The organism is Pseudomonas sp. FJ2-5-13, assembly GCF_029201605.1.
GTDB lineage: Bacteria > Pseudomonadota > Gammaproteobacteria > Pseudomonadales > Pseudomonadaceae > Aquipseudomonas > Aquipseudomonas lactis.
The window spans coordinates 854,731-877,176 of sequence record NZ_CP104045.1 but is presented as its reverse complement, the minus strand read 5'-3'; the positions used below and the strand labels follow the sequence as shown (position 1 = coordinate 877,176).

24 protein-coding genes and 1 tRNA gene are annotated in these 22,446 nt (G+C 58.5%); 14 read left to right on the top strand and 11 right to left on the bottom strand.

Annotated elements, in window-relative coordinates; translation table 11 throughout:
• The first annotated feature begins 3 nt into the window (after nucleotides 1-3).
• The 3 genes from sctC to N2A98_RS03780 are packed head-to-tail and all read left to right on the top strand — an operon-like array spanning nucleotide 4 to nucleotide 2,707.
• On the top strand, nucleotides 4-2,145 hold the full coding sequence (sctC, locus tag N2A98_RS03790; RefSeq protein WP_275623038.1) for a type III secretion system outer membrane ring subunit SctC: 2,142 nt from the start codon (nucleotides 4-6) through the stop codon (nucleotides 2,143-2,145).
• Complete coding sequence (gene hrpT / locus N2A98_RS03785; RefSeq protein WP_044271377.1) at nucleotides 2,142-2,345, top strand: HrpT family type III secretion system protein; 204 nt, start codon at nucleotides 2,142-2,144, stop codon at nucleotides 2,343-2,345. The genes sctC and hrpT overlap by 4 nt, the downstream gene beginning before the upstream one ends.
• Before the next feature lie 11 nt (nucleotides 2,346-2,356).
• Nucleotides 2,357-2,707 carry a transcriptional regulator gene (locus N2A98_RS03780; RefSeq protein ID WP_275623590.1) on the top strand — a complete coding sequence of 117 codons (351 nt, stop codon included), beginning with the start codon at nucleotides 2,357-2,359 and terminating at the stop codon, nucleotides 2,705-2,707.
• Here N2A98_RS03780 and sctU read toward each other — a convergent pair whose 3' ends face one another.
• Genes sctU through N2A98_RS03725 form a run of 11 tightly spaced genes read right to left on the bottom strand, consistent with a single transcriptional unit; the run spans nucleotide 2,708 to nucleotide 12,848 of the window.
• The gene (gene sctU, locus N2A98_RS03775) at nucleotides 2,708-3,805 is read right to left on the bottom strand and encodes a type III secretion system export apparatus subunit SctU (RefSeq protein ID WP_047712537.1); all 1,098 of its coding nucleotides are present in this window, start codon (nucleotides 3,803-3,805) and stop codon (nucleotides 2,708-2,710) included.
• The gene (gene sctT / locus N2A98_RS03770) at nucleotides 3,802-4,590 is read right to left on the bottom strand and encodes a type III secretion system export apparatus subunit SctT (protein ID WP_044271374.1); all 789 of its coding nucleotides are present in this window, start codon (nucleotides 4,588-4,590) and stop codon (nucleotides 3,802-3,804) included. The genes sctU and sctT overlap by 4 nt, the downstream gene beginning before the upstream one ends.
• 10 nt (nucleotides 4,591-4,600) lie before the next feature.
• Complete coding sequence (gene sctS, locus N2A98_RS03765) at nucleotides 4,601-4,864, bottom strand: type III secretion system export apparatus subunit SctS (RefSeq protein WP_014716816.1); 264 nt, start codon at nucleotides 4,862-4,864, stop codon at nucleotides 4,601-4,603.
• Between the two features lie 7 nt (nucleotides 4,865-4,871).
• Nucleotides 4,872-5,525: a type III secretion system export apparatus subunit SctR gene (gene sctR, locus N2A98_RS03760; protein WP_275623037.1), complete on the bottom strand. Its 654-nt coding sequence runs from the start codon at nucleotides 5,523-5,525 to the stop codon at nucleotides 4,872-4,874.
• Nucleotides 5,522-6,538, bottom strand: coding sequence for a FliM/FliN family flagellar motor switch protein (locus tag N2A98_RS03755; RefSeq protein WP_047712536.1), 1,017 nt, complete (start codon nucleotides 6,536-6,538; stop codon nucleotides 5,522-5,524). The genes sctR and N2A98_RS03755 overlap by 4 nt, the downstream gene beginning before the upstream one ends.
• Nucleotides 6,535-6,993 carry a type III secretion system HrpP C-terminal domain-containing protein gene (locus N2A98_RS03750; protein WP_047712535.1) on the bottom strand — a complete coding sequence of 153 codons (459 nt, stop codon included), beginning with the start codon at nucleotides 6,991-6,993 and terminating at the stop codon, nucleotides 6,535-6,537. Before N2A98_RS03750 ends, N2A98_RS03755 begins: the two co-directional genes overlap by 4 nt.
• Nucleotides 6,990-7,418, bottom strand: a complete 429-nt coding sequence (locus N2A98_RS03745; protein WP_047712534.1) for a YscO family type III secretion system apparatus protein — start codon at nucleotides 7,416-7,418, stop codon at nucleotides 6,990-6,992. The genes N2A98_RS03750 and N2A98_RS03745 overlap by 4 nt, the downstream gene beginning before the upstream one ends.
• Nucleotides 7,405-8,763, bottom strand: a complete 1,359-nt coding sequence (locus N2A98_RS03740) for a FliI/YscN family ATPase (RefSeq protein WP_044271367.1) — start codon at nucleotides 8,761-8,763, stop codon at nucleotides 7,405-7,407. The genes N2A98_RS03745 and N2A98_RS03740 overlap by 14 nt, the downstream gene beginning before the upstream one ends.
• The gene (locus tag N2A98_RS03735; protein ID WP_275623589.1) at nucleotides 8,760-9,659 is read right to left on the bottom strand and encodes an FHA domain-containing protein; all 900 of its coding nucleotides are present in this window, start codon (nucleotides 9,657-9,659) and stop codon (nucleotides 8,760-8,762) included. Before N2A98_RS03735 ends, N2A98_RS03740 begins: the two co-directional genes overlap by 4 nt.
• 37 nt (nucleotides 9,660-9,696) lie before the next feature.
• Nucleotides 9,697-11,790: a type III secretion system export apparatus subunit SctV gene (gene sctV / locus N2A98_RS03730; RefSeq protein WP_044271365.1), complete on the bottom strand. Its 2,094-nt coding sequence runs from the start codon at nucleotides 11,788-11,790 to the stop codon at nucleotides 9,697-9,699.
• Nucleotides 11,787-12,848 (bottom strand): TyeA family type III secretion system gatekeeper subunit, encoded by a 1,062-nt coding sequence (locus tag N2A98_RS03725; protein ID WP_044271363.1) that lies wholly within the window; start codon nucleotides 12,846-12,848, stop codon nucleotides 11,787-11,789. The genes sctV and N2A98_RS03725 overlap by 4 nt, the downstream gene beginning before the upstream one ends.
• Before the next feature lie 264 nt (nucleotides 12,849-13,112).
• Here N2A98_RS03725 and N2A98_RS03720 point away from each other — a divergent pair, with 264 nt between their 5' ends.
• The 11 genes from N2A98_RS03720 (at nucleotide 13,113) to N2A98_RS03670 (ending at nucleotide 22,402) form a co-directional block, all read left to right on the top strand.
• Nucleotides 13,113-13,664: an RNA polymerase sigma factor gene (locus tag N2A98_RS03720; RefSeq protein ID WP_044271360.1), complete on the top strand. Its 552-nt coding sequence runs from the start codon at nucleotides 13,113-13,115 to the stop codon at nucleotides 13,662-13,664.
• Between the two features lie 237 nt (nucleotides 13,665-13,901).
• A tRNA-Met gene (locus N2A98_RS03715) sits at nucleotides 13,902-13,978 on the top strand.
• A gap of 166 nt (nucleotides 13,979-14,144) precedes the next feature.
• On the top strand, nucleotides 14,145-15,386 hold the full coding sequence (locus tag N2A98_RS03710) for a tyrosine-type recombinase/integrase (RefSeq protein WP_122527997.1): 1,242 nt from the start codon (nucleotides 14,145-14,147) through the stop codon (nucleotides 15,384-15,386).
• 246 nt (nucleotides 15,387-15,632) lie between these two features.
• Complete coding sequence (locus N2A98_RS03705) at nucleotides 15,633-16,577, top strand: hypothetical protein (protein WP_275623036.1); 945 nt, start codon at nucleotides 15,633-15,635, stop codon at nucleotides 16,575-16,577.
• Nucleotides 16,578-16,659: 82 nt separating this feature from the next.
• Entirely contained in the window at nucleotides 16,660-16,914 is a 255-nt protein-coding gene (locus N2A98_RS03700) for an AlpA family phage regulatory protein (protein ID WP_026078127.1), read from the top strand.
• A complete protein-coding gene (locus N2A98_RS03695; protein ID WP_148853426.1) occupies nucleotides 16,911-17,216 on the top strand; it encodes a hypothetical protein in 306 nt (101 codons plus the stop codon). Before N2A98_RS03700 ends, N2A98_RS03695 begins: the two co-directional genes overlap by 4 nt.
• A 533-nt stretch (nucleotides 17,217-17,749) precedes the next feature.
• Nucleotides 17,750-18,034, top strand: a complete 285-nt coding sequence (locus tag N2A98_RS03690) for a hypothetical protein (RefSeq protein WP_099489539.1) — start codon at nucleotides 17,750-17,752, stop codon at nucleotides 18,032-18,034.
• Nucleotides 18,031-18,303: a DUF3077 domain-containing protein gene (locus N2A98_RS03685; protein ID WP_148853424.1), complete on the top strand. Its 273-nt coding sequence runs from the start codon at nucleotides 18,031-18,033 to the stop codon at nucleotides 18,301-18,303. Before N2A98_RS03690 ends, N2A98_RS03685 begins: the two co-directional genes overlap by 4 nt.
• Nucleotides 18,300-21,188: a DUF927 domain-containing protein gene (locus tag N2A98_RS03680; protein WP_275623035.1), complete on the top strand. Its 2,889-nt coding sequence runs from the start codon at nucleotides 18,300-18,302 to the stop codon at nucleotides 21,186-21,188. The genes N2A98_RS03685 and N2A98_RS03680 overlap by 4 nt, the downstream gene beginning before the upstream one ends.
• A 98-nt stretch (nucleotides 21,189-21,286) precedes the next feature.
• Nucleotides 21,287-22,129 carry a chromosome segregation protein SMC gene (locus N2A98_RS03675; RefSeq protein ID WP_275623034.1) on the top strand — a complete coding sequence of 281 codons (843 nt, stop codon included), beginning with the start codon at nucleotides 21,287-21,289 and terminating at the stop codon, nucleotides 22,127-22,129.
• Between the two features lie 63 nt (nucleotides 22,130-22,192).
• Complete coding sequence (locus N2A98_RS03670) at nucleotides 22,193-22,402, top strand: hypothetical protein (protein ID WP_262371426.1); 210 nt, start codon at nucleotides 22,193-22,195, stop codon at nucleotides 22,400-22,402.
• Nucleotides 22,403-22,446 lie beyond the last annotated feature (44 nt).

The window sequence follows — 22,446 nt, the reverse complement described above, 5'->3', positions numbered from 1 at the left end:
TCTATGCCTAACAAGACCCATAAGGGCAACCGCTTGTGCCTTGACTCGCCTGGTGTTTCATCCAAAAGAGCCCAGTGGCGGAACGTGCTCCTGTTTTCCTGGCTGCTGGTTTCAACACACAGCGCGCTGGCCGCCATCCCGTCCGAATGGAAAAACACTGCCTATGCGTATGAAGCCGAGCACAAGCCTGTGCAGGACGTACTCGAAGACTTCGCCCGGACCTTCGGTACACAATTGCAGATCGAGGGCCTGCTGGAGGGCATCGTCAATGGCAAGATACGCGCTAACACCCCGCAGTCATTGCTCGACCGCCTGGGGGTAGAACATCGCTTCCAATGGTACCTGTACAACAACACGCTCTACATCAGTACTCTGGACCAACAGGAGTCTGCGCGCCTGGAGGTCTCCTCCGAAACCATTGCCGACCTCAAGCAGGCCCTCACCGATATTGGCCTGCTCGATAGCCGTTTCGGTTGGGGTGAGTTGCCCGAAGATGGCGTCGTGCTGGTCTCGGGCCCTCGACGCTATATCGAACAGATCAAGCAATTCAGCAGTCAACGCCGCTCGGTGGACGAAAAACAGAGCGTGCTGAGTTTCCCGCTGAAGTTTGCCAATGCAGCGGATCGCCACGTGGATTACCGCGGCCAGAAGATCACCATTGCGGGTGTTTCCAGCATTGTGCGGGGCTTACTGGAGCCACGCTCCAACGCGACAACCCCGGCGTTGGCCCAGCGCCCCGCCTCACAGCCCGCCCCTCTCGTGCCCAATGTTCCTCGCTTGAGCAACCCGTTGCTGGGGCAGATGCTCGGTACCAACAGCACGCCCATGCCAATGGATATTGGCGCCACACTCACCCCGCGCGCGCCGGCGCCGACCAGCCGGATTCGTGTCGAAGCCGACATTCGCAATAACGCGGTGCTGATCTATGACCTACCAGAGCGCCAAGCCATGTACCGCGAGTTGATCGCGCAACTCGATGTGGCGCGAAAACTGGTGGAAATCGATACGATCATTCTGGATATCGAGCGCACGCAGTTGCGTGAGTTCGGCGTGAACTGGGGGTTTCAGAACAGCCGCTTCCGTGGCGGCGCGAGCCTGGCGCCGGGCACATCGCAACAATTGTCGATCGAAAACCGCGACCGTTTTTATGCCGATATACGCGCACTGGAAGCCAAGGGGCTGGCGACCATGGTGTCCAACCCCTCCGTGCTGACCTTGGAAAACCAACCGGCGGTGATAGACTTCAACCGCACTCAGTACCTGACACCCGGTCGTCAGAACGCAACCATCCTGCCGGTCACCGTAGGTACCAGCGTACAGGTCGTGCCGCGCGTCATCACCAGCCGAGGCAGCCATCAGATTCACTTGGTCGTGGATATCGAGGACGGCATGTTCGACGAGTCCAGCCCCAATCGTGACCTCAAAGACCTCGATGTGCGCCGCGGTAACGTCAGCACCCAGGCGGTCATGGCGGAAAAGCGCTCAATGGTGGTGGGCGGATTCCACGTCACGGAAAGCGCCGACAGGCACAACAAAGTGCCGCTGCTGGGCGATATCCCACTGCTGGGCAAGGCGTTGTTCTCTTCAAGCGAACGGCAGAACAATCGACGTGAACGCCTGTTCATCATCACCCCACGCGTCATCGGCGACCAGGCCGATCCGTCCCGCTATTTGCCTCAGGCAGACCAGGCCGAGTTGCAGACGGCTCTTGCACCATTGGCCAGGCGCAACGCTCCTCACCAGCCTGAGATCAAGCGTAGCGACATCATTAGCACGTTGGCGCATCTGGTGACGGGGGAAGTGCCCAAGGCCTTCAAGTTGGCGCCCATGCCCCTCGGGTTGAACACGCTGTGCAGCCCCCGCGACTTGCTGGCGCTGAACACCGAGCGCAGCCAATGGTATGCAGGCCCTGAGTACAACGTCGCGGTCGTCGTGATGCGCAACCAGTTCAACCGCAATGTGCGCGTCGATGAAAAAGAGTGCAGCAACTCGCAAACGCTCGCCGTCACCGTGTGGCCACATGCCTGGTTGAAACCTGGAGAGGAAGCCGAGGTTTTTATCGCCATGCGTCCGGTGGTGAAGGATGAACACCTCAGCGTGCCCCGCCCCACCTTAATTACTCCTTTTCACAAGGTTCGACCATGAGACATCAATTGTTGTGCGTAACCCTGATCGGCGCGGCGCTGCTCGTCAGCGCTTGTACCCCAACATGCAAAGGCGACTCGTGCTCACGCCCGCAGTCCACCGAGCAGAAGATGGTGATCTGGTGGCCCTCGCACATGCGCGTCCAGCCTGGCCCGTCCGGGGAGCGTGCGGATTACCAGACAATATCGCTGGAGCGCTGAGCATGACAGAAATGCCAGACGATCAACGCCAGGTATTTCTGAACGAACTGATGAGTGGCACCGCCACTCACCAGTTGCTCGCCCCTGGTATCAAGCTGTGCACGTTGACGGCGGGTAACCATTCGGGGCTGGCCCTGCATGTCGCTCGCGAAGCGTTGCAAGCCGGGCAATTGCAACGGATATTACAGCGCCGCTTCGAGCAGGCCCTGGTATTCGACGGGTGTTTTGTCTACCTCGATGCCCAGGGAGCCATGGTGATCTGGCATGCGCTGCCAACACCGCCCGGCAATCTGGACAGGGCGCTGAGCCGGATGCTCTCGCTGGCCGGTCTCAGCGTCCTGGACCCAGGATCCAGTCACTGATCAGCGCTGCTCAAGCTCCGGGAGCTCCAGCGTCTCGCGTTTGGCGTCATCATCCAACTCGCGCAAGGTGCGATAGATCAACGCCACGGCCTGCAGGGTTTCGCGAGGAATGCTGGCTCCCAGCTTTTTGGTGTAAATCGTACGTGCCAACCACACGCACTGAATCACGGGCACTTCGGCGGCCTTCGCGCGCGCGATCAGTTTTCGCGCTTCGTCATCCATGCCTTTGCTGATCAGCAGGGGCAGAGGCGTCTTGCCAGGACGGTAATACAGGGCGACAGCAAAGTGCGTCGGGTTGACCACCAGCATATCAGCCTCTTCCAGCTTGGGCAGTTTGACCTTCGGTTCCTCCTGGGCCAATTGCTGCGCCAACTGACGGCGCTGGCCTTTCACATGGGGGTCGCCTTCCATGTCCTTGTACTCTTTGACGACCTCGACTTGCGTCATCCGCATGCGCTTGGCAAAGAAATACTTCTGCATAGTCATGTCGATAAGCGCCAGTACCAGCAACAGCCCAAGGCAGGCGTGCAGCAAATAGCGAAACAGGGCAATCAGCGCCAGGATGTAACTTTGCAGGTCACTGTTTGCCAGGTTGATCAGCGTCCCCACGGAGGGCCAGACCACCACGTACACAATCATTCCTAAAAGAAACGCCTTGGCGATGCTCATCAACAGATTGATCACCGACTGGGCAGAAAACATTTGCTTGATTTGGCTCAGGGGGTTGAGGCGGTTGAAATCCAGCTTCAAGGTCTCTGGGGCAAACAGCAACCCGAACTGCATCCAGCTGCTGATCAGTTTCGTGGCAATCGCCAGGGTAGCCATCAGCAGGGAGAACGAAAAAAACACGGTCAGTCCGTCCACCAGTACTTCTTCCAGCGATCGTGCAAACGGCTGGCCCACGCGAGACATCGGCAACACCATCATTTGCTGGAAGCGCTGCATGCTGGTCTCGGCGGTAAACAGCGCAATCTCGCTGATGGCCGCCAGCGCCAGCAACTTGCCCACGTCCTGGCTTTGGGCGACCTGGCCTTTCTTACGTTGATCGCGCAGCTTCTTGGCTGACGCGGGATGCTTCTTTTCCCCCGAGTCGCTCATGGCTGCGAGCCCTGGAACAACAGCCCCAATACATGCTTAAGATCACCCAGCTGACTCAGGCGCCCGACGATCAGGTCTTGCAGTAATGCAAAGTACAACAACAAAATGCCGATACCCGCCAGGCACTTGAGCGGTGGCGCCAGCGTACTCACCTGTAACTGCTGGCTGTACACGCCCAGCAGCGCGACACCGAACTCCAGCAACAACAGCACTGCGATGAAGGGAGCGGCGTATAGCATCATGTGCGTAAACGTATCTCCCAGCAGGTCGACAAACAGACTCATACCATTCTCTGCCGGGAGCGGGAACCACACAGTAGGCGGCCAAATCAGGTAGCTGTCCCAGATCACCTGGGTCAGCGCGCCCAGCCCCAGCACAGCCATCAGCAAGAAAATCGCCAGTTGCTTGAACAGATGCCCGATCGGCGTCGCGTCTGGCCCCAGGGAGGGGTTGAGCTGGCCACCGGCCAAGGCGCCGCGCTGGTTATCCAGCAGCGCTCCCACCGACTCGAAAAGCCAGAACGGCATGGACAACAACACCCCCAGCAGCACCCCAAGGGCCACCTCCTTCAGCGCCAGGCCGGCGAGCATGAGCCCCGAGAGCTCCTGGCCTTGCAATGCCGCATGGATGGCCGGCGCGGGCATCAATGCCATGACCATCACCAAGGTATGCCGAGGCATGCCGCGTATATGCTGAAAACAGAACGCCGCCACCAGGATGCCACAGGGGTATATACGCGCCATACCGAGCACCAGGCTGGGCAGAAAATCGAGATACAGCAGCACAGGCAGGATCTCAGTTCAGGGCCGAACGGCCGATCATTTCAAAGGTCAGGTTGATCAGCTGGATCAACTCCACGCCAATCCAGCGCCCTGTCAGGATCAACGTGACCCCCACGGCGACCAGTTTGATGCCAAAGGGCAGCGTCTGATCTTGTATCTGCATCAGCGCTTGCACCAGGGACGTCAGCACACCGACCACCACCGCCACAATCAACGGCGGCGCCGACAGCACGACCACCAGCAACATCCCCTGCTTGAACAGCACGATCGGTTCCATAGGCGACTCAGAGATAGGAAAGGAACAGGCTGTCGAGCAATCGCGACCAGCCGGACACCAGCACGAACAACAACAGTTTGAGCGGCAGGGAAATCGTCATGGGCGAGACCATTTGCATCCCCAGCGCCAGCAGCAGGTTGGACACAATCAGGTCAATCACAATGAAGGGAATGTAGATCAAAAAGCCGATCTCGAACCCCGCCTGCAACTGCGACAGTACGAACGCCGGAATCAGCAGAATCAAGTCTTCGCGCTGCACCTCCTGGGCCATTTTCACAGGCCACAGGCGCGAAGTGTTTTCCAGCAGATGAGTCAGTACATCGGGGTCGATGTTGCGCAGCATGAAGGCACGCAAGGGTTGGATGGCCTCATTGCCGGTCTGCAGGAACGTGTGCACGTTGCTCATGTCCAGGGGCGATGCCTTGACGTTCTCGGCGATCTCGTAACCTACCGGTGCCATGATGAACAGCGTTGCCGCCAGTGCGATACCGTTGATGGCCATGCCAGGCGGAACCTGCTGCACCCCGATGGCGTTGCGGGTGATCATCAGCACAATCACGATCTTCAAAAACGCTGTACAGACCACCAACAGCATGGGCATCAATGACAATGCCCCAAGAAAGACTGCCAGAACAAGAGGGTCCAGCCCCTGGACTGTCATCGAGCGAACATCACGCGGGACAGCTGCAGGCCCAGGCGCCCGTCGACTTCCACCAACTGCCCTTGGGCAATAGGTCGATCGCCATAATAGAGGCCAGCCATACCGGGACCGTAACCGGCAATACCCAGCACCGAGCCGGCCGCCAGGTTGCGCAGTTCACCCAGCGTAAGGTTGAGTGTTCCGCAGCGTACGCTCAGTGCCATGCTCAACTCATCGAATGGCTCACTGCCGAAGACATCCACCACCGGCATATCTTCCTCACTCCCAGCGTAATGGGGGGCTGCAAAATTTTCGTCCATGGATGTGTCCTCGATAGAAGTTAAGGTCAGACAAAGCGCCCCGGTGGCATCGTCAATGCAACCATGCAGCCGCTGTTTGCCAACCTGTACATAACCGCTGCCCTGGGCTTGAAAGCAGGTCTGCTCAAGCACCACGACATCACCCGCGCGCAAGCTGCGTGCTTGTGCAACCGATAGCTGCACGCGCCCAAGGGTCACGGCAATTGCCAGTTCAAACGATGCCGGCAGCGGCGCAGCCGTGACACGCCAAGGCCCAGCCTCACACAAAGCCAGGAAGGTTTCGGGGGCCAGCCACACATAACCATCCACCCGAGACGTGCCCAGAGTTGCGCTGAGGCGACAGCCAAAACCCGTGGCTCGGTCCACTTCCTCCAAGAGGCGCACACTGCCCAGCAACGCCTTGACCTGGGGGCTCAGGTGATAATGGAACAGGTCCCAGAACCAGGAGTCCGGGTCATTGCCAAACTGCGCCAACGGCACCGGGCACTCTCCGAGCAGGCTGAGCAACGGTCCCGCCTCAGCGAGCACCAGCGCGCCACACGCCGTCTCCAGACCTAGAGAATCGACCCGGGTAGGAGAACGCCCAGGTTCAAGCCGCAGCTCACCGCGCTGACCTGCGACCTGAAACGCAAGGCGCAGCCCGCGCCCCAATCGACGGCGTGCGGCAACGGTGTCGTGTCGCAGCTTAGGTAATGTCAGTATCGGCACTATCACGCGCAGCCGACGTTAGGCAGGCTGAGGCTCACTGGAAGCCCCAACGCCTGCGTAAATCGGTCCTCACATTGTTGCCGTACACCACCGAGCCAGCGCGCCGTGGCATCGTGTTCCGCTTCCAGTTCAATCGCCCAGGCGCTCTGTTCTCGACGTACACTGGCGTTTATCCGCCCCAGGCGTGGCAAGTACAGTACCGCCTGCAACGGCCACTGCGAACCGGCCAACACCCGAGGCGCCAGCTGTTCGGCCAGCGCCTCGATCATGGCGATGCCGGCCACGGCTTTTTTCCCCGATAAGGAAGCTCCCGTCCCGGCGTCCTCCCCATCATGAGCAAACAGCTGCGCAAACAATCGCCCTTGCTCCCATGGCACCACACCCACAGTGCCTGGCTCACGTTCCTCCCTCGGCTCGCGCAAACGCGGGCGCTCAACGGGCTTATTTGCAACCTGGGTCATATCGGCTCCTGTGCCAGTAAAAGGGATAGCTCCTGAAGCTTTTCCACCTGCCGCAGGCATTCGGTGGCTTGCCTCTGGGCGCTGCCAACGCGGCTTTCTTTCTCGTGTCGTTGGTTGCGCAATGCCTCAAGCTGCCCCTCACCACGCTGGGTGTTTGCAGATAAAGAGCGCTCCTGTGCACTCCAGGATTTAAGGCCTTGCAAGGTCAAGACCTGGCCCTGGTGCTGACTGAGCAACAGCTCACTTTGCCGGGCCTCCTCCTGCCGAGTGTGTTCAAGCGCATCCTGGGCCTGCTGGATATGCGCCAACAGGGCCTGCTGCGCACGCTTGGCCTCGCGCAGGGCACGTTCGGCCCGATCGGCCCGGTGCCTGCGCAGACGACGAAGCGTCTCCACCTCACCGAGCAGCACGTCAGAATGGGACATGGGTGGTCAGCTCCTTGAGTTGCTCCAGCGTGACGGCCATCGGCGAGGGTTCACGCAAATCCTGGCGCAGGAAACCATCCACCGCTTGCCGGCTGTTTACGGCCAGGTCCGTCAGGGCATCGCTGCCAGGCTGGTACTCCCCCAACTTGAGCATCAGCTCGATCTGTTGGTACGCCGACAGTAAACGTCGCAACGCCGTGCCTGCGCGGATATCCTCAGGTTCTGCAACGTTGCTCAATATTCGAGAAAGGCTTGCCAGCACATCCACCGCCGGATAGTGCCCGCGCTCGGCCAATTTGCGCGACAGCACGATATGGCCGTCGAGCAGCGAACGCACTTCATCGGCCACCGGGTCGTTCATGGAGTCCTGCTCGATCAGCACCGTGTAGATCGCGGTGATCACACCGTCACGGGTCAACCCGGCGCGCTCCACCAGGCGCGGCAGCAAGCTGTACACCGAAGGGGGCAGGCCACCGCGCCCCAGGGGTTCGCCAGCCGCCAGGCCGATTTCGCGCTGGGCCCTGGCGAAACGGGTCAGGGAGTCAATCAGCAGCAGCACGCGTTGGCCCTTGCGCCGAAAGCCTTCGGCCAATGCCGTGGCGGTAAACGCGGCGCGGGCGCGCTCCATGCTGGAGCGATCAGACGTGGCACACACCAGTACCGCTTTAGAGCGCAGTTGCTCATCCAGCTCATGGTCGAGAAACTCACGCAGTTCGCGCCCTCGCTCGCCGATCAGGCCGAACACGATGACGTCGCATTCGACGTTACGGGCGATCTCGGCCAACAAGGTCGTCTTGCCACAACCGGCTCCAGCGAACAGACCGACACGCTGGCCTTCGCCTAGCGTCATCAAGCCATCAATGGACCGTACACCGGTGGCCAGCGCGCGGTTGATACGCGGCCGGTCGGTGGGCAAAGGCGCTTCACACAGCACCGCACTGGTGTCCGGCAGTTCAGACTCCACAAACGCGCTGGCACCCTGGCCCGTGATCGGCCGCCCGAAACCGTCCAGTACCTGGCCCAACAGCGCCTCGCTGACCTGCACTCGGTGCGAAACGCCCAGGCGCTCAACACCGGCGCCCACTCGCACGCCTTCGAGGTTGCCCAGGGCACTGAGCACCGCATCTTGCTGATCAAAGCCGATGATTTCGGCGAGCATGAAATCACCCGGGCCTTTTTCTACCTGACACAAGTCGCCGATGCGCGCCTGAGGCAGTCGGCACTGGAGCAGCATGCCATTGACGCGCTGGATGCGACCACGCATCGCCACTGGCGCAAAGCTACTTAGCGCCTGGGCCTGGCGCTGTTGCCAGGCGTCGAGACGCGCTTGCAGTTGCGTACTCACCAAAGCACCTCATAACGCTGCGCGCCGTCAAAAACCACTTTGCTGTTGTCGATCAGCACCAGGCGCAGGCCGTCTACCTGATCCCCCAGAAAAAGCCGGCTGCCCTCTTCCAGCACCACGTGGCCGTTCGGTCCGCCCACTATCTGCACAATTCTGAACGGCAAGGCCTCATCACGCACACGTACACGACTGATCACCGGCACCGCACTGTCGAATTGCTCACCAAAACGGCTGAGCATCCGCGACACCAACTCCACATCCTCTTGGGAAACGTCCCCGCTGAGCACGACTTGGCCGTTGATCACCTGCAAGCCGATGCGCGGGATCAACTCACGCTCGCCAAGCATCTTCACCAACTGTTGGCGCACATCAGTTGGTGAGGCCAGTTCCTGTTTGCCAGCCACCACAGGCATCAGCGAAGCCTGGGCCTCATGCTCCCCGGTCGAGACCGTGCCCACTACCGCGATGATGATCGCCATTACCAACACCAGGCTGATCAAGCGCTTTTGCTGCGAGGGCGCAATGGAGGACAACTTCATTGACTGCGCAGGTTCATCCGCCGATGGCACCGCTGCGGCTGCCGACGCCACAGGCTCGGGCCACGGGTGATCCGCCAGGGTGACGCACAACCTTACGCTGCCCACTAAAAAGGGCACGTTCAACGCCAGATCCGGGATCTGCGCCATGGCCTGTCCAGAAGGCCCGTACAACAGCTCAGCCTCGGCCTGCACCGACCAGTTAGCCTCAGAAAAGCGCAGCAACGCATGATGCTCGGCAACCCCCGGATCGTTCAGCACCAAGTCAGCGTCTGCCTGGGCGCCGATGCTCCATTGTTCACCGAACAACGGCAACGCAGCGCCCTGGCGCTGGCCATCAAGCACCCGTAACTCATACATCATCGAGCCCTCCTCTGTATTGACCATGGCTGGGGGCTCATGCCGCCGCCCCCCGCACCAAGGTTTCCTGGCCCAGGTCTATGCGCCCCAGGACCTTGACCCTGGATGTGCTTCCCAACTCAGCGAAAGACAGCACCGGGACATGGTTGAACTCTTCCAGCAGCAAGGTCCGCAATGGGCTGCGCAAGTCTTGCGCCACCAACATCACACTTTTGCTCTTGGCCCTTAGAACAAAGGCTTGGTTGAGCAGGCTGATAAAGGCCGCGCTGTTGTTCTCGTCCAGCGCAAAGAACACGCCGGTCTGGGTCTGGCGCAGCGCCTCGCGCAGGATGTTTTCGCTCTGCGGAGACAACAGCCAGGCATGCAGGCCATCGGCCTCGCTGTACTGGTGGTAGATCTGTGCCTTGAGGGCAATGCGCGCATAGTCGGCCAGGGCTTCGGGTTCACGCTCGTGTTGCCCGTACTCGATCAGCGACTCGACAATCAGTCGTACCGCCCGCAACGGTACGCCTTCACTGGCCAGGCGTTGCAACACCGCGGAAAAACGTGACAGCGGCATGATGCGCTGCAGTTCCTGCACCAGTTCCGGCTGGTTATGCTCAAGCCAACTCAAGATCGACTTGCTCTCCTGAATCCCCAGGAACTGTGGCCCGCTGAGCATCATCGCCTGCCTCATGCGTTCCAGGATCAGTTGCGTGGCCGTGAAGCGCTCCAATTGCGGGTCATCGAGCAACGGATCATCAGGGGGTAACCAGAGCCAATCCTGTTCATCCCGCTCCGCCAGCCCCGGTATGGCGTGCTCTGGCTCAACTGTCAGCGCCTTGCGCTCAACGGCCACATGATTGACCACTGACGCCCTGACCATGGGCACCTCATGCACACAGAAGCGCATTTCATCGACGGCCAGGGAGTCATCGAGTTCGACTTCGAACGGCGGCAACGTCAGGCCAATATTGGCCACCAGTGAGTTTCGCGACTGGCGAATCCCATGGATCAGATCCGTCACCTCAGGCGTTCCGCGCAGAACGGGGGAAAACTGCAGCAGGTAAGGACGCGAAGGATCAAAACCGCGCAAGTCCTCTTTACCGTTCTCTTCAGGGCGGACGACTTCAGCGGCCTCGTTGGCGGGTTCTGCCTGTCGCTGACGCTGACGTACCAGGTAGTACCCCACACTCCCGGTGATCATCGCGATAAAAATAAACACCAGGGTAGGCATGCCAGGCACCAAGGCAAACGCAAGCATGCCCACCGAGGCAATCACCCAGCTCTTGGGTTCGCTGGTCATTTGCCGGGCAATTTCGACACCCATGTTACTGACGCCTTTGCGTCCATCCGGCGCTACACGGGTGATGATCATGCCCGCAGTCAGAGAGATCAGCAGCGCTGGAATTTGCGCTATCAGGCCATCGCCGATGGTCAGTACCGAATACAGCGAAATGGAATCGGCAGCGCTCAGGCCGTGCTGGAACATCCCCGTGGAAAAGCCGCCCAACAGGTTGACCACGACGATGATCAAACCAGCGATGGCGTCGCCTTTGACGAACTTCATGGCGCCATCCATGGCCCCGAACAGCTGGCTTTCACGCGACAGCTGATCGCGTTTGTCGCGCGCTTGCACGCCGTCAATCAACCCGGCTCGCAGGTCGCTGTCGATGGACATCTGTTTACCCGGCATCGCATCCAGGCTGAACCTCGCCGCCACCTCGGCGACCCGCTCCGAGCCCTTGGTGATCACCAGGAAGTTGACCAGGGTCAGAATCAGGAAGATCACCATCCCGACCGCCAGGTTTCCTCCAACCACAAAATTACCGAAGGCCTCTACGATGTCACCAGCGTCCTGCTCCAGCAGGATCAAGCGAGTGGTCGCAATCGACAACGCCAGTCGAAACATGGTCGTCAGCAACAAAATCGAGGGGAATGACGAAAACGCCAGGGGGCCCGGCAAGTAGAGCGCCAGCACGATCAAGAGGCACGAAATACAGATATTCAAAGCAATCAGAATATCCACCAGCCAGGTGGGCAGTGGCACGATAAAGATAAAGATAATGCCCATGACCACCACGGCGCCCAGCACTTCGGCACGTTGTGCGGCTTTGAGCAGCAAGCCGTTGATGGTCGACAGTACGGTCACGTCATTACCCCCGACAGACCGGCGCGCTTGGTTCCGCCATGAATTCGATTCAGCTCATCCATCACCACCACAAAGCTGGCCAAGGTTTCCTGACGGCCTCTATTGTCAGGCCACAGGGCCAGGGGCAATTGCTGGATGAGGGGATAAAGCGCGTTGAGCGCAATGAGTTGCCGGGCGAGCGGCCCTCCCCCCAGATCATCCCCCAGCCGCAGGATTTCGCCGGCGGTTATACCGCTGCCGGCGTAACCCAACAGACGCTGCAGCAGCGTAACCGCCTCATCCTCCATACACAGGCGCTGCTTGCACGCCACGCAACCAGCCAGCACTGCGCTCAATTGCCCGCAGCTTCGCAGTCCCACCAACAAGGTGCGCAACATTGGCGTAGGCATTGAGGACACCAACGCGGCTATATCGTCCGCCAGGGCTTTACGCATCACGGTAAGCCCGTCTTGAAACCGGTCGCCGCCGTATACACCCAACAGGGCTTGCATCATCGTCGCGAGGGATTGGCGCGTGACCACGCTGGCGTAGTAGAGCGCACGTAGGGCCTGGCGCTCCTCGGCGTCCGCGCAGGCCGCTTGCAATGCCACAGCGATATTTAGGCCAGCCTGGATTTGCCCCTTGAAACGAGCCTCCAGCTTGGCAATCGCTGAACGCGCCAAGGCAGCCTCGGATTTACGGATTTCAGTATCGGCCTCGTTGGCCAGGTGCTTGAGCACCACGAACGCACGCGCCGGGTCGCCGCCCGCAATGTCGAGCAGCTTTTCGACACTGGCGCTTTGCAGCAACTGCATCCTGAGTCGGCGCGAAACCGCAGCCATGCTCGCCTGGGCCGGGTGACCCAACTGGTCATAAAGCTCCGCCAGCTTTTCAGCCGCAGGCACGCGCACGCCCATCTGCCGATGGGCCAGCGGAAGCTTGTTGAGCTCCACCTCCTGATTGAACCGATGGGCCAGTTCGTCGACACCCTTCGCAAGTGCAGGCACGGAGGCAGTGTTGATAACAGGTTGATCCGGACGTTGGACCGTTTGCACATCGTTGCGAGATTCGACTTTCATGGACAGGCCAGTTCAGGAAGAGTGTTTTCCCTGTGTGGCGAGGCCTACCCATACGGTTCCATTGAAATTTGAGGCTGAGGCGAGTTTGAAAATACTTGCACAGACGCCCATTTCCCAAGTGCAAAAGCCTGCGTAAAAGAACCTCAATTCAAAACATTTATTTATTTAAATCAATTAGTTATACGATTTTTTCTCTTTGGCACAGGCAGTGCAATCGGGTTTCTGTCGACACGTTTCGACTGCGTCTACCTTAAGGAAAAAATCATGAATATCCCTATTGAAGCCTTAGTTCACCTTGGTGGCAGTTCGCCTCAATTCATGCTCCATCTGACAGACGACCAACAGAAAAAACTCCGACGTTTCATTCACAAACGGGTACTCAATCCCGAAGACGCGGATGATCTTTTGCAACTGACTTACTTGGAAGCCTGGCGCAATCGCGAGCGTTTCAGTGGTAACGCCACGCTCAGCACCTGGATGTGTGGCATCGCGCAAAACCTGATCCGCAACCACTTTCGACGCCTGTATGCCAAGCCTGCACATTGCGAATTCGATGAGTCGCTGTGGCATGGCCATGAAGAAAGCCACAGCCTGGACTGGGAGTTCGAGGTCAACCGTCGCCTGGAAAATACCCTCAGCGCGATCGACCACTTGCCAACAGAAATGCGCAGGACGCTTTACGCCTCGCTGGAAACCGACGGCAGCTACCAGGACACCGCCGACGTACTGGACATTCCTATCGGCACCGTGCGCTCGCGCCTGTCACGGGCACGCGAACAGCTCAAGCGCGTCACCCACACCTCACTGCACCCGTAAGTTGAATTAGCCGGTCAAGCGTTGGGCGACAGGGATATCTGCCCAACACTGTCGGACTTGGCCCGCGAGTAAACCTTCAAAGACACCGAGCTTCTTCTACTCCCCCTCCTCCACGGTGCATTCGCCACCGCCCGTCGCCAAAATCAGCGCTTTGGCTTAAACAGTTGAAAGCGTAGAAAAATTTTCAACAAAAACGCTTGACGCATTGCCGTTCCAAGCGAATAATGCGCGCCACTTGGCTACATAGCTCAGTTGGTTAGAGCATAGCATTCATAATGCTGGGGTCCGGGGTTCAAGTCCCTGTGTAGCCACCAAGTACCGATCCATAGATGTCTACAGCAGTCTATGAATCACCTCAAGAAGCCCGCCTAGTGCGGGCTTTCTTGTTTCTGGCTGTCCACCTCTATCTACCCCTATCCTTCCCCACCGTGTATGCCCACGTGTATGCTTCATAAATAATTGAACTGAAGGCATACAAGGATGAAACGCACCGATATCAAGCGGCGCCCTCTCGCTGACACTACACTTTCCAGCCTGGAGCCTGAGGCCGGGGCATACCGCGAACTAGACAGCCCAGGGCTGTATTTCAGGGTCAAGCCAAACGGTCAAAAGTCCTGGGAGTTACGCTACAAGAAGCCAGACGGCAAATGGTCATGGCTTGGTCTTGGCGGCTACCCGGAAGTAGGCGGCGCTTTCGCTCGGCAGAAAGCGGCTGATCTACGCGCAGACGCATCGGAAGGTAAGAACCCGATCACCTCCAAGAAAGCTCGCCAAGCCGCCGAGATCGATGCGGCCAACGACACCTTTGAAGCATTGGCAAGGGAGTGGCACACGTCTCGCCTGAGCGGCTGGGATGCTGGTACGGCCAAAAGGATACTTGGCGCACTCGAACGCCATGTATTCCCCTCGCTCGGTAAACGCCCCTACACCTCTATCATGTCGATGGAGTGGATGGAGCTATTGAGAGGGCTTGAGCGTCAGGGGATTCTTGAACAGATGAGCCGTGTGAGGGCTTACTGCAAAGATATTTATGACTTGGCTCGCGTGACGGGCAGAGCCGTCAACAACCCTTTGGAGGGTGTGCATAAATTTCTGTCCTCGGGAAAGGCAGAGAACTACGCCCATGTCTCCCCCGATGAGCTTCCAGGGTTACTCCGAGCGATACGCTCCTACCCCCACGCCAAAGATGTTCAGCTTGGCCTAAGGCTGTTGACCCTGATGGCTGTACGCCCCAGTGAACTCCGAGAAGCACATTGGGTAGAGTTCGATTTCGACAAGAAGCTGTGGACAGTTCCAGTCGAGCGCAAGGGTCGTAAGAAAGGTCGTGAGCACCTGGTGCCACTATGCACTCAAGCTGTAGAAGCACTATTGGAGCTCCGCCAGCTTACCGGGGCCTACGCGCTCCTGTTCCCAGGTAGAAGCGACCGCACCAAACCCCGAAGCGATACCGTTTTCCTTATGGCGCTCCGGCGCCTTGGTTACGAAGGTCGCCAGACAGGTCATGGCTTCCGCCACATCGCCAGCACAATCCTCAACGAGCATGGCTATCCTGCTGATCATATCGAGGCCCAACTCAGTCATAAGGCACAAGGTGTTCGGGGGATTTACAACAAAGCCCAGTACCTAGAGCAACGCACAAAGATGATGCAGTGGTACGCCGATCATCTTGATTCGCTAGAGGCCGGCAATGTAGTGCAAGGTCAATTTGGGAAGGCCGTGTGAAGCAGTTAACCCTGTACCCCTTAAAAAATGGTGTTACGGGTGTTACGCGCGTTACGCCAACCGACAACTTATTGTTTTTATTGAATATATTACGCGTTACACGAACTGAAGAGCTTCAGAGCACCACGTGTTACATGAAGAAGTCGTGTTACAGAACGGCCACACCCGCAACCCTGCTGGCATCGGCGTGTCCATCCGAAAATCGCTGTAACAGCCTACCGGCTTCGGGGCGTCGGGGAGATCTAAATGGACTTTGCGCGGGGCATCGAGGCAGAAGAGCTCGAACTCGAAATCGCAGGCTTCGACGTAACGTGCCTGGTGTGGGATCAGGACGACGTCGAGGCAGCCGTTCGCAATCTTGTGTTGTTTCCGCAGTTCGAAACGCACTTCCGGAACGCATTTGACCTGATCAACACGGCCACTTCGTTCTGGCTTGAGGAGGGCTCCTACGCTCCATGCGCAGAGTCGATCACACGAAACCTTTATTACCTACGTGATGCCATCTACGACCATGCCAGTTATGCAGAGGCAGGCTCACTGCCAAGGGTGATTCGAGGGTTACTTCGGGCCAGTCATTCCGCAGCAGATTCACAGCTTGTGGCGACCTATGCCCTGGTACTTGCAACACAGGCGCTTGAGGCACTCGCAAATTGGCTATTCGACCTTGAGCTTGCGACCTACGACATTGATGCAGATCTGATAGAACAACTGAAACATGACTCACCACGCCAGTACCTCGCCCTCATTGAAAAAGCGCGGGACCGCAGTAGCGGAAACGAAATCCGAGCGCGAGAAGACTTCGCTGCGTTGCTGGGGGAGGCGAATCAGGCGCTGTTGATGGCGAGTCTTTATCGCCAGGTGGAGCAAATGGATGTGTTTGAAAAGGGCTACAACACATCAAGCCTGATGCATCGAATTCTCGACGACGCCTTGTCTACAAAGGCGACGAGAAGGGGTCAGGAAGCCGGCAAGGGGAACCGAGATCCCAGCTCAAAAATACAGACCGACACAATGGATAGACGAGCAAAAATCAAGGTTGCTGCCGAGCAAATCATTAACGGCCGAAAAATTGAAATGCGAAGTCTGTCCGACTCTGAACTCACCAATATTCTTTTCAACCAAAAGGTTCACGGTACGGAAAAGACCATCCGACGCCATTTGGAAGCTTTGAAGCTTCGACCTCTGAAATAAAAAAGGGAGCGGACACAGTCCACTCCCGTCCCCCTGCGTAGCGTATGACCCGTTGTCTCAATTAACAAAGGGTTAGCTCGCTATGACTACCGTATTAAAAGCAATTCCCTCGCATGATCCCTCAATGACCCTCATCCGCATGCCAGAGGTCATTTCAATCGTAGGGCTCGCACGCCCGACTATCTACAAGCTGATGCGTCAACCTGAAAGCGGATTCCCGTTGCCGGTAAAGCTGAGTAACAGCAATGCTCGAAGCGCTCCGGTTGCGTGGGTATTGGGGGAAGTTCAGGCATGGACACGCGCACGCATCGCTGCCCGTGATCAGGTGGCAGCATGAAAAATCGTGTCGCCAACAAGGCCATTTTGCAGCCCTTTTCTGTACTCAGAACAGTCGGATTCTCATCACGCGGTATGCAGCGTTTTGAACGTTACCGCACAGAGCAAAAACGCCTGAACCGGGACGTGATGGTGATGCGATGGAGAGATGGCATCTGGTGCGCATTATCAGTTCCCTGCCAAGCCCCGAAAGCAATCATCGTCGACGAAGGCCAACAAATCGACGCCTACGAGGACGCGCGCGCCTGCCTCGAAGGCGACTTCTTTCCCTTTGTCTCCCTGCGCTGGGATATCCATGCCTGAAACGAAAACGCCCCCGGCGGCAACCGGAGGCGTTGAGGTAAATCTTCATGTCTGATCAATTTATGCCGCATCGAAAAAATCTGCAAGTGATTCGCACAGTTGCGCTTTCAAAAAACGGACGTTACTCTCTGACTGTCGCTGCAAAATCAGTGACCGGACTTGGCCGTCCGAATTGCAAAAGGCGCACAAGCGCCCTCCATCCGATAGCAGGCGCTTTTTTTGTGCCCGTCGTATCGTGTTATGGCGGCTGTGCGTGGGACACCTTCGGGTGTGCCGGGTCCCTTTTGCCCCGGTCGGCCAACCCGCGTACAGCTGTCACCCCTACTTGCTTGGCCGCAAGCGGTGGCAGCTCCTCAGCAAAAGGAGCTTTCACAAATGAAACACGCCCTCAATCCGTCCAAAATTCGCGCCGCCGCTCATCGAGCAATGGCTCTCGCCGCTTTACACGCCAACTCCAGCCTCGCTACACGCCTTTCCCGTTACAACGCCCATATGTCCAAAGCTCGCGCTCTGGAAGCCGCAGGGGGTGCCCAATGAGCATGCTCCCAGGCTATTCACTGCCAGAGGATCTACTTTGCGTCAGCCAGGACGCCGAAGCCGGTATTCCCATCGACGCCATCACCTGCGCCCTAGACCGTGCCGACTCAGTTCTGATGCTGCTGGAAGATCACTTCGACGGCGATAAACCCGCGCTCTCCAACCGCGTGCTGTCATCCGTTATTTGGGACGTGCGCGGCACCTTGGGCTTGATCAAAACACTCGCCTTGTATGGTGATGCCTCCTCTGTGCCGATGGGCCAGAAAGGCGGTGCTCTATGAACACTGCCAACACCCTCGGGCGTGCCGAATTCTCATGCGTTGCCAGCGGTAGTCAAAAGCTGTTTAGGGTAAATGCAGGCGTGCCGATCGAGGACGCACTTGAGGCCATATCGCTGTTTCAGTACTACGCCAATCAACTGACCCTCGAAGCCGCCATGAGTAACGAGGGCGAGCGATTCAGCTGGCCTGCTCTCTACCTCGGTGAAATGGCAAAAGCGCTTATCGATGACGTGAGCGATGCGCTGTATGCAACGAGGACAGCGCCATGACCCAGCGCACCGGCACCACCTCAAAACGCCCCAGCTTTGCCGACGTAAAAAGCGCTGCCCTGAAGAACATCGACCATGTGCTTGCTCACTGGCTGCCAAAGGGCAAACGTGTTGATGGAGGCAAGGAATACACCGCACCGAATCCGACTCGCACGGACAAGCGCGCTGGCTCACTCAAAGTCAACTTGAGCAAGGGCACCTGGGCGGATTTTGCGACCGGCGATAAAGGCGGCGACCTAATCGACCTCGTGCGCTACATCGACGGCGGCACGGACGTTGAGGCCTGCAAAAAGCTGGCAGACCTGCTCAACGTATCCGCAGGATCTGCGACCACCAAAAGCGCACCGGCCAAAAGCGCAACGCCGGAGTGGATTGCGATTCAACCAATCCCGGCCGAGGCCATGAACAAGTGCCCAGCCAAACACCGGCAACACGGTGCTCCGTCCAAGGTGTGGACCTATCGCGATGTTCAGGGTCACCCGGTCATGGCGCTGTATCGCTTCGACCTGAGCCCCGATGAAGACGGCAAGCCGCGAAAAGTCTTTGCGCCGTTGACCTGGTGCAAACGCTCCGATGGGCAAACCACACAATGGCGCTGGCAGGGATTGCCTGAGCCTCGGCCTCTGCTGCGCCTGGATGAACTGGCACAGCGCGCCGATGCGCCTGTGATGCTGTGTGAAGGCGAGAAGGCTGCTGATGCCGCTGCTGAGCTGATGCCGGACTACGTAGCCACCTGCTGGCCGAACGGCTCCAACTCTTGGCACAAGGCCGACCTGACAGCGCTAAAAGCGCGCAATGTGGTGCTGTGGCCGGATAACGATGCCAGCGGCAAGGCCTGCATGGACGCCATCGAGCTCAAGCTGATTGAGCTGGGCGTCGCTTCGGTACAACGAGTCTCGCTCGACGTGTTCAAGCTCAAGCCCAGCAGCAAAGGCGGAAAGCCCACGCTCATCAAGGGTGGAAAATGGGCAGACGGCGACGATGCAGCGGATGCGTTAGCCAAAGGCTGGACCGCTGCCCACGTCGCCGAGGTGGTGCGCAGCGGTGAGTTTTTCGGCAGTGCCGCTGAGACAACTGAACCCCAAGAACAGAAGGCCAAGGCGCCCGCCAAACGCCCTGCGAAATCGAAAAATGACCTATTGCCGGGCGGCTTTCGCCTGACGTCTGAAGGGGTGTTTTATTCCGGCGATGATGGCGAGGCGCGTCCTGTGTGTTCGCCTCTCGAAATCATCGCCCGTACTCGCGACGACAAGGGCCACAACTGGGGGTTATTGGTCGAGTTCGACGACCCGGACGGCGCAAAAAAACGCTGGAACATTCCGGCACGAACCATGACCGGCGACTTCGGCAAGGATGTACTCGGGCCGCTGGTCGACATGGGCCTGCGCCTCGCGGGAAGCCGGTCTGGACGTAACGCACGCAATGATCTGCAGAGTTACCTCGGCGGCTTCGATAGCGCCCAGCGCGCACGTTTGGTGACGCGCCTGGGTTGGCACGACAAGGCCTTCCTTCTGCCCGAACAACAAATCGGTTCGCACGCCGAGCATCTGCATTTTTATGAGGCCGGTGCCCAGCTGCCACCGATCAGCGAGGCGGGCTCTCTGGAGCAGTGGCAGCAGCAAATCGGCGCGCTGTGCGTCGGCAATCACCGCTTGGCGTTTGTCGTCTCTGTGGCCTTTGCGGGGCCTCTGCTTAACCTGCTTGGGCATGAGTCGGGCGGCTTTCACCTCTACGGCGACAGCTCCGGGGGCAAGACCACTCACTTGCAGGTCGCTGCCTCGGTCTATGGCGGGCCGCGCCTGGTGCGCTCGTGGCGCTCCACGGATAACGCCCTGGAGTCCATCGCCGCCGCACACTCAGACGGCCTTCTGGTGCTAGATGAAATCGGCATGTGTGACCCACGCATCATTGGGGAAACGGTGTACATGCTCGGCAACGGCACCGGCAAGGCCCGGGCGAACGATCGAGGACAAGCAGGCCGACAGGTGCAGGAGTGGCGCTTACTGTTTCTCTCGACGGGCGAGAAGACGCTGGCGCAGCACATGGCAGACGCCAACAAGGAGCTGAAAGCCGGTATGGAGGTGCGCATGCTCGCCGTGCCTGCGGATGCCAGCAAAGGCCTCGGCATGTTCGACGTGCTGAACGGTTTTGAAGACGCCGCCGCCCTCTCCGATGCGCTCAAGGCCCGTGTAGCCAAATACTACGGCACGCCCCTCACCGCCTTCCTCAACGCGCTGTGCGCGCCTGGAGAAATGCTCAGATGGTCGGTGATCGTTCGCCGCACGGTTGAACAGTTCATTACCCAAAACTTGCCCACCTCGGCCAGTGGTCAGGCACAGCGTGCAGCACTTCGTTTCGGGCTCGCAGCAGCGGCCGGTGAGTTGGCCACCGCCTTCGGCGTCACTGGCTGGCCGGACGGCACAGCCACGACTGCCGCACGGGTGTGTCTGCATGTGTGGCTAGCCGAACGCGGCGGCGCCGGTAACTTTGAGGGGGATGCGATTGTGGCTCGACTGCACCAGGTCATCGAGCGCTTTGGAGAAAGCCGCTTCACACGTTGGGAGTCTGCCGCCGCCAAGATCGATGAGCACGGGCCACGCACGATTGACCGGTTGGGTTTTCGCAAGACTATGGAACACGGCATGGGCGATGCACTGCACACCACCAACACCTACTACGTACTGCCGGAAGCTTGGAGGGCCGAGATCTTCAAGGGCATGAATATCAGTGCGGTGAACAAGGAGCTGCTGCAACGGGGCGTACTCGAGCCGGGAACCGACGGAAAGGCGTACGGCTTGATTCGCCTGCCCGGGTTAGGACCTCAACGCTGCTACGTGGTGAAGACCGTTCCAGGAACGGATGAAGGCGAGGCCAAGGCCGCCTGACGGCATGCCTGCTGATCGAGGTAGCGCCGGCCCATTCCCGGCCTCGCCAGCCGTTCGACAACCATCCCTATCAACCGCAGTACCCAGAGACAATACAGATGAACACTATCCAAGAACTGAAAGACCGCCGCGACGAACTGACCCTCGAAATGGAGAGCATTCAGGGTGACCTGGCTCCCTTCGAAGAGGCGCTGGAAAGCCCAGAGGTCATCCAGCAGGGCCGTCAACGAGCCGTGCAAGATGAAATTAACGATCACAAAAGACGCATCGACTTGCGAAATCTGGAGATCAGCAACCTGAATCAAAAGATTGATCGCCTCGAGGCACTGGCGAACCGTGAGAGCTTGGCTGCGGACTACATCAACGCCATGGCAACCTGGAAAGCCGACGAGATGGAACTCAACGAAAAGCGCATCAGTATCGAGACCCGGTTGCAGCAGGTCCGCCAGAGCGATCAGGAGGACATGGCAAAAGCTCGACAAGCTGAAACGGACGCAGCCACTGCTTATGCGCAGGCTGTCGCCTGGGGCGATGTGGAGGGCGAGAAAGCGGCCAACGCCGAAGCTCAAAAAGCAGCAAAAAATCTCACGATTGCGGTTGAACATCACCGCCGTCAACAACTGCTCATCACCGCGCTGAAGCAGGAGCTCGTGACGATTGATCAGCACATCACAGAGGCACAAAAAGAACGCGCGAAAATCGAAAACCAAGCGGCTCATTTGGCGAACACAGTGTTAGAAGAACAATGGAATGAGGCTGCGAAAGCACTGCTTGAGACAGGCGGCAAGCTGTGGGCAGCACGCAACCTGATTAGTCGTGACCCCGTCGCACTGATGAAGCTTGATATCCCCGAACAGGGCGAGCACTTTGGAAGCTGGACCTGGCGCGAACTCGTGGATCGCTCGCACCAACACAGCCTGCTTGACCTGCTGGCTGCCTAACCCAAACCTACCCCGAAGTAACCTGCGAGAGCTGGTTGCTTCGGGCCTACCATCGGTCCAATCATGAACAAACCACCACAGAACAGCGCACAGATGCCTGATTACCTGAAGGCCCGAAAGCTTCATTTGAACGGGATAATTGTCGTCCTGGCTGGCATGAAAAAGCGCAACGCTAGAGAAAACCAAGACACTAAAGTCGAGACGCTCACAATTAATGCAGTCAAGGCCGAGCTTGATCTCATTGACTTCCAGCTCAAAAGAAAAAACGGATGATCGACAGGCGGAGGCTTAAGCAGCTTCCGCTTCACTAGATCCTA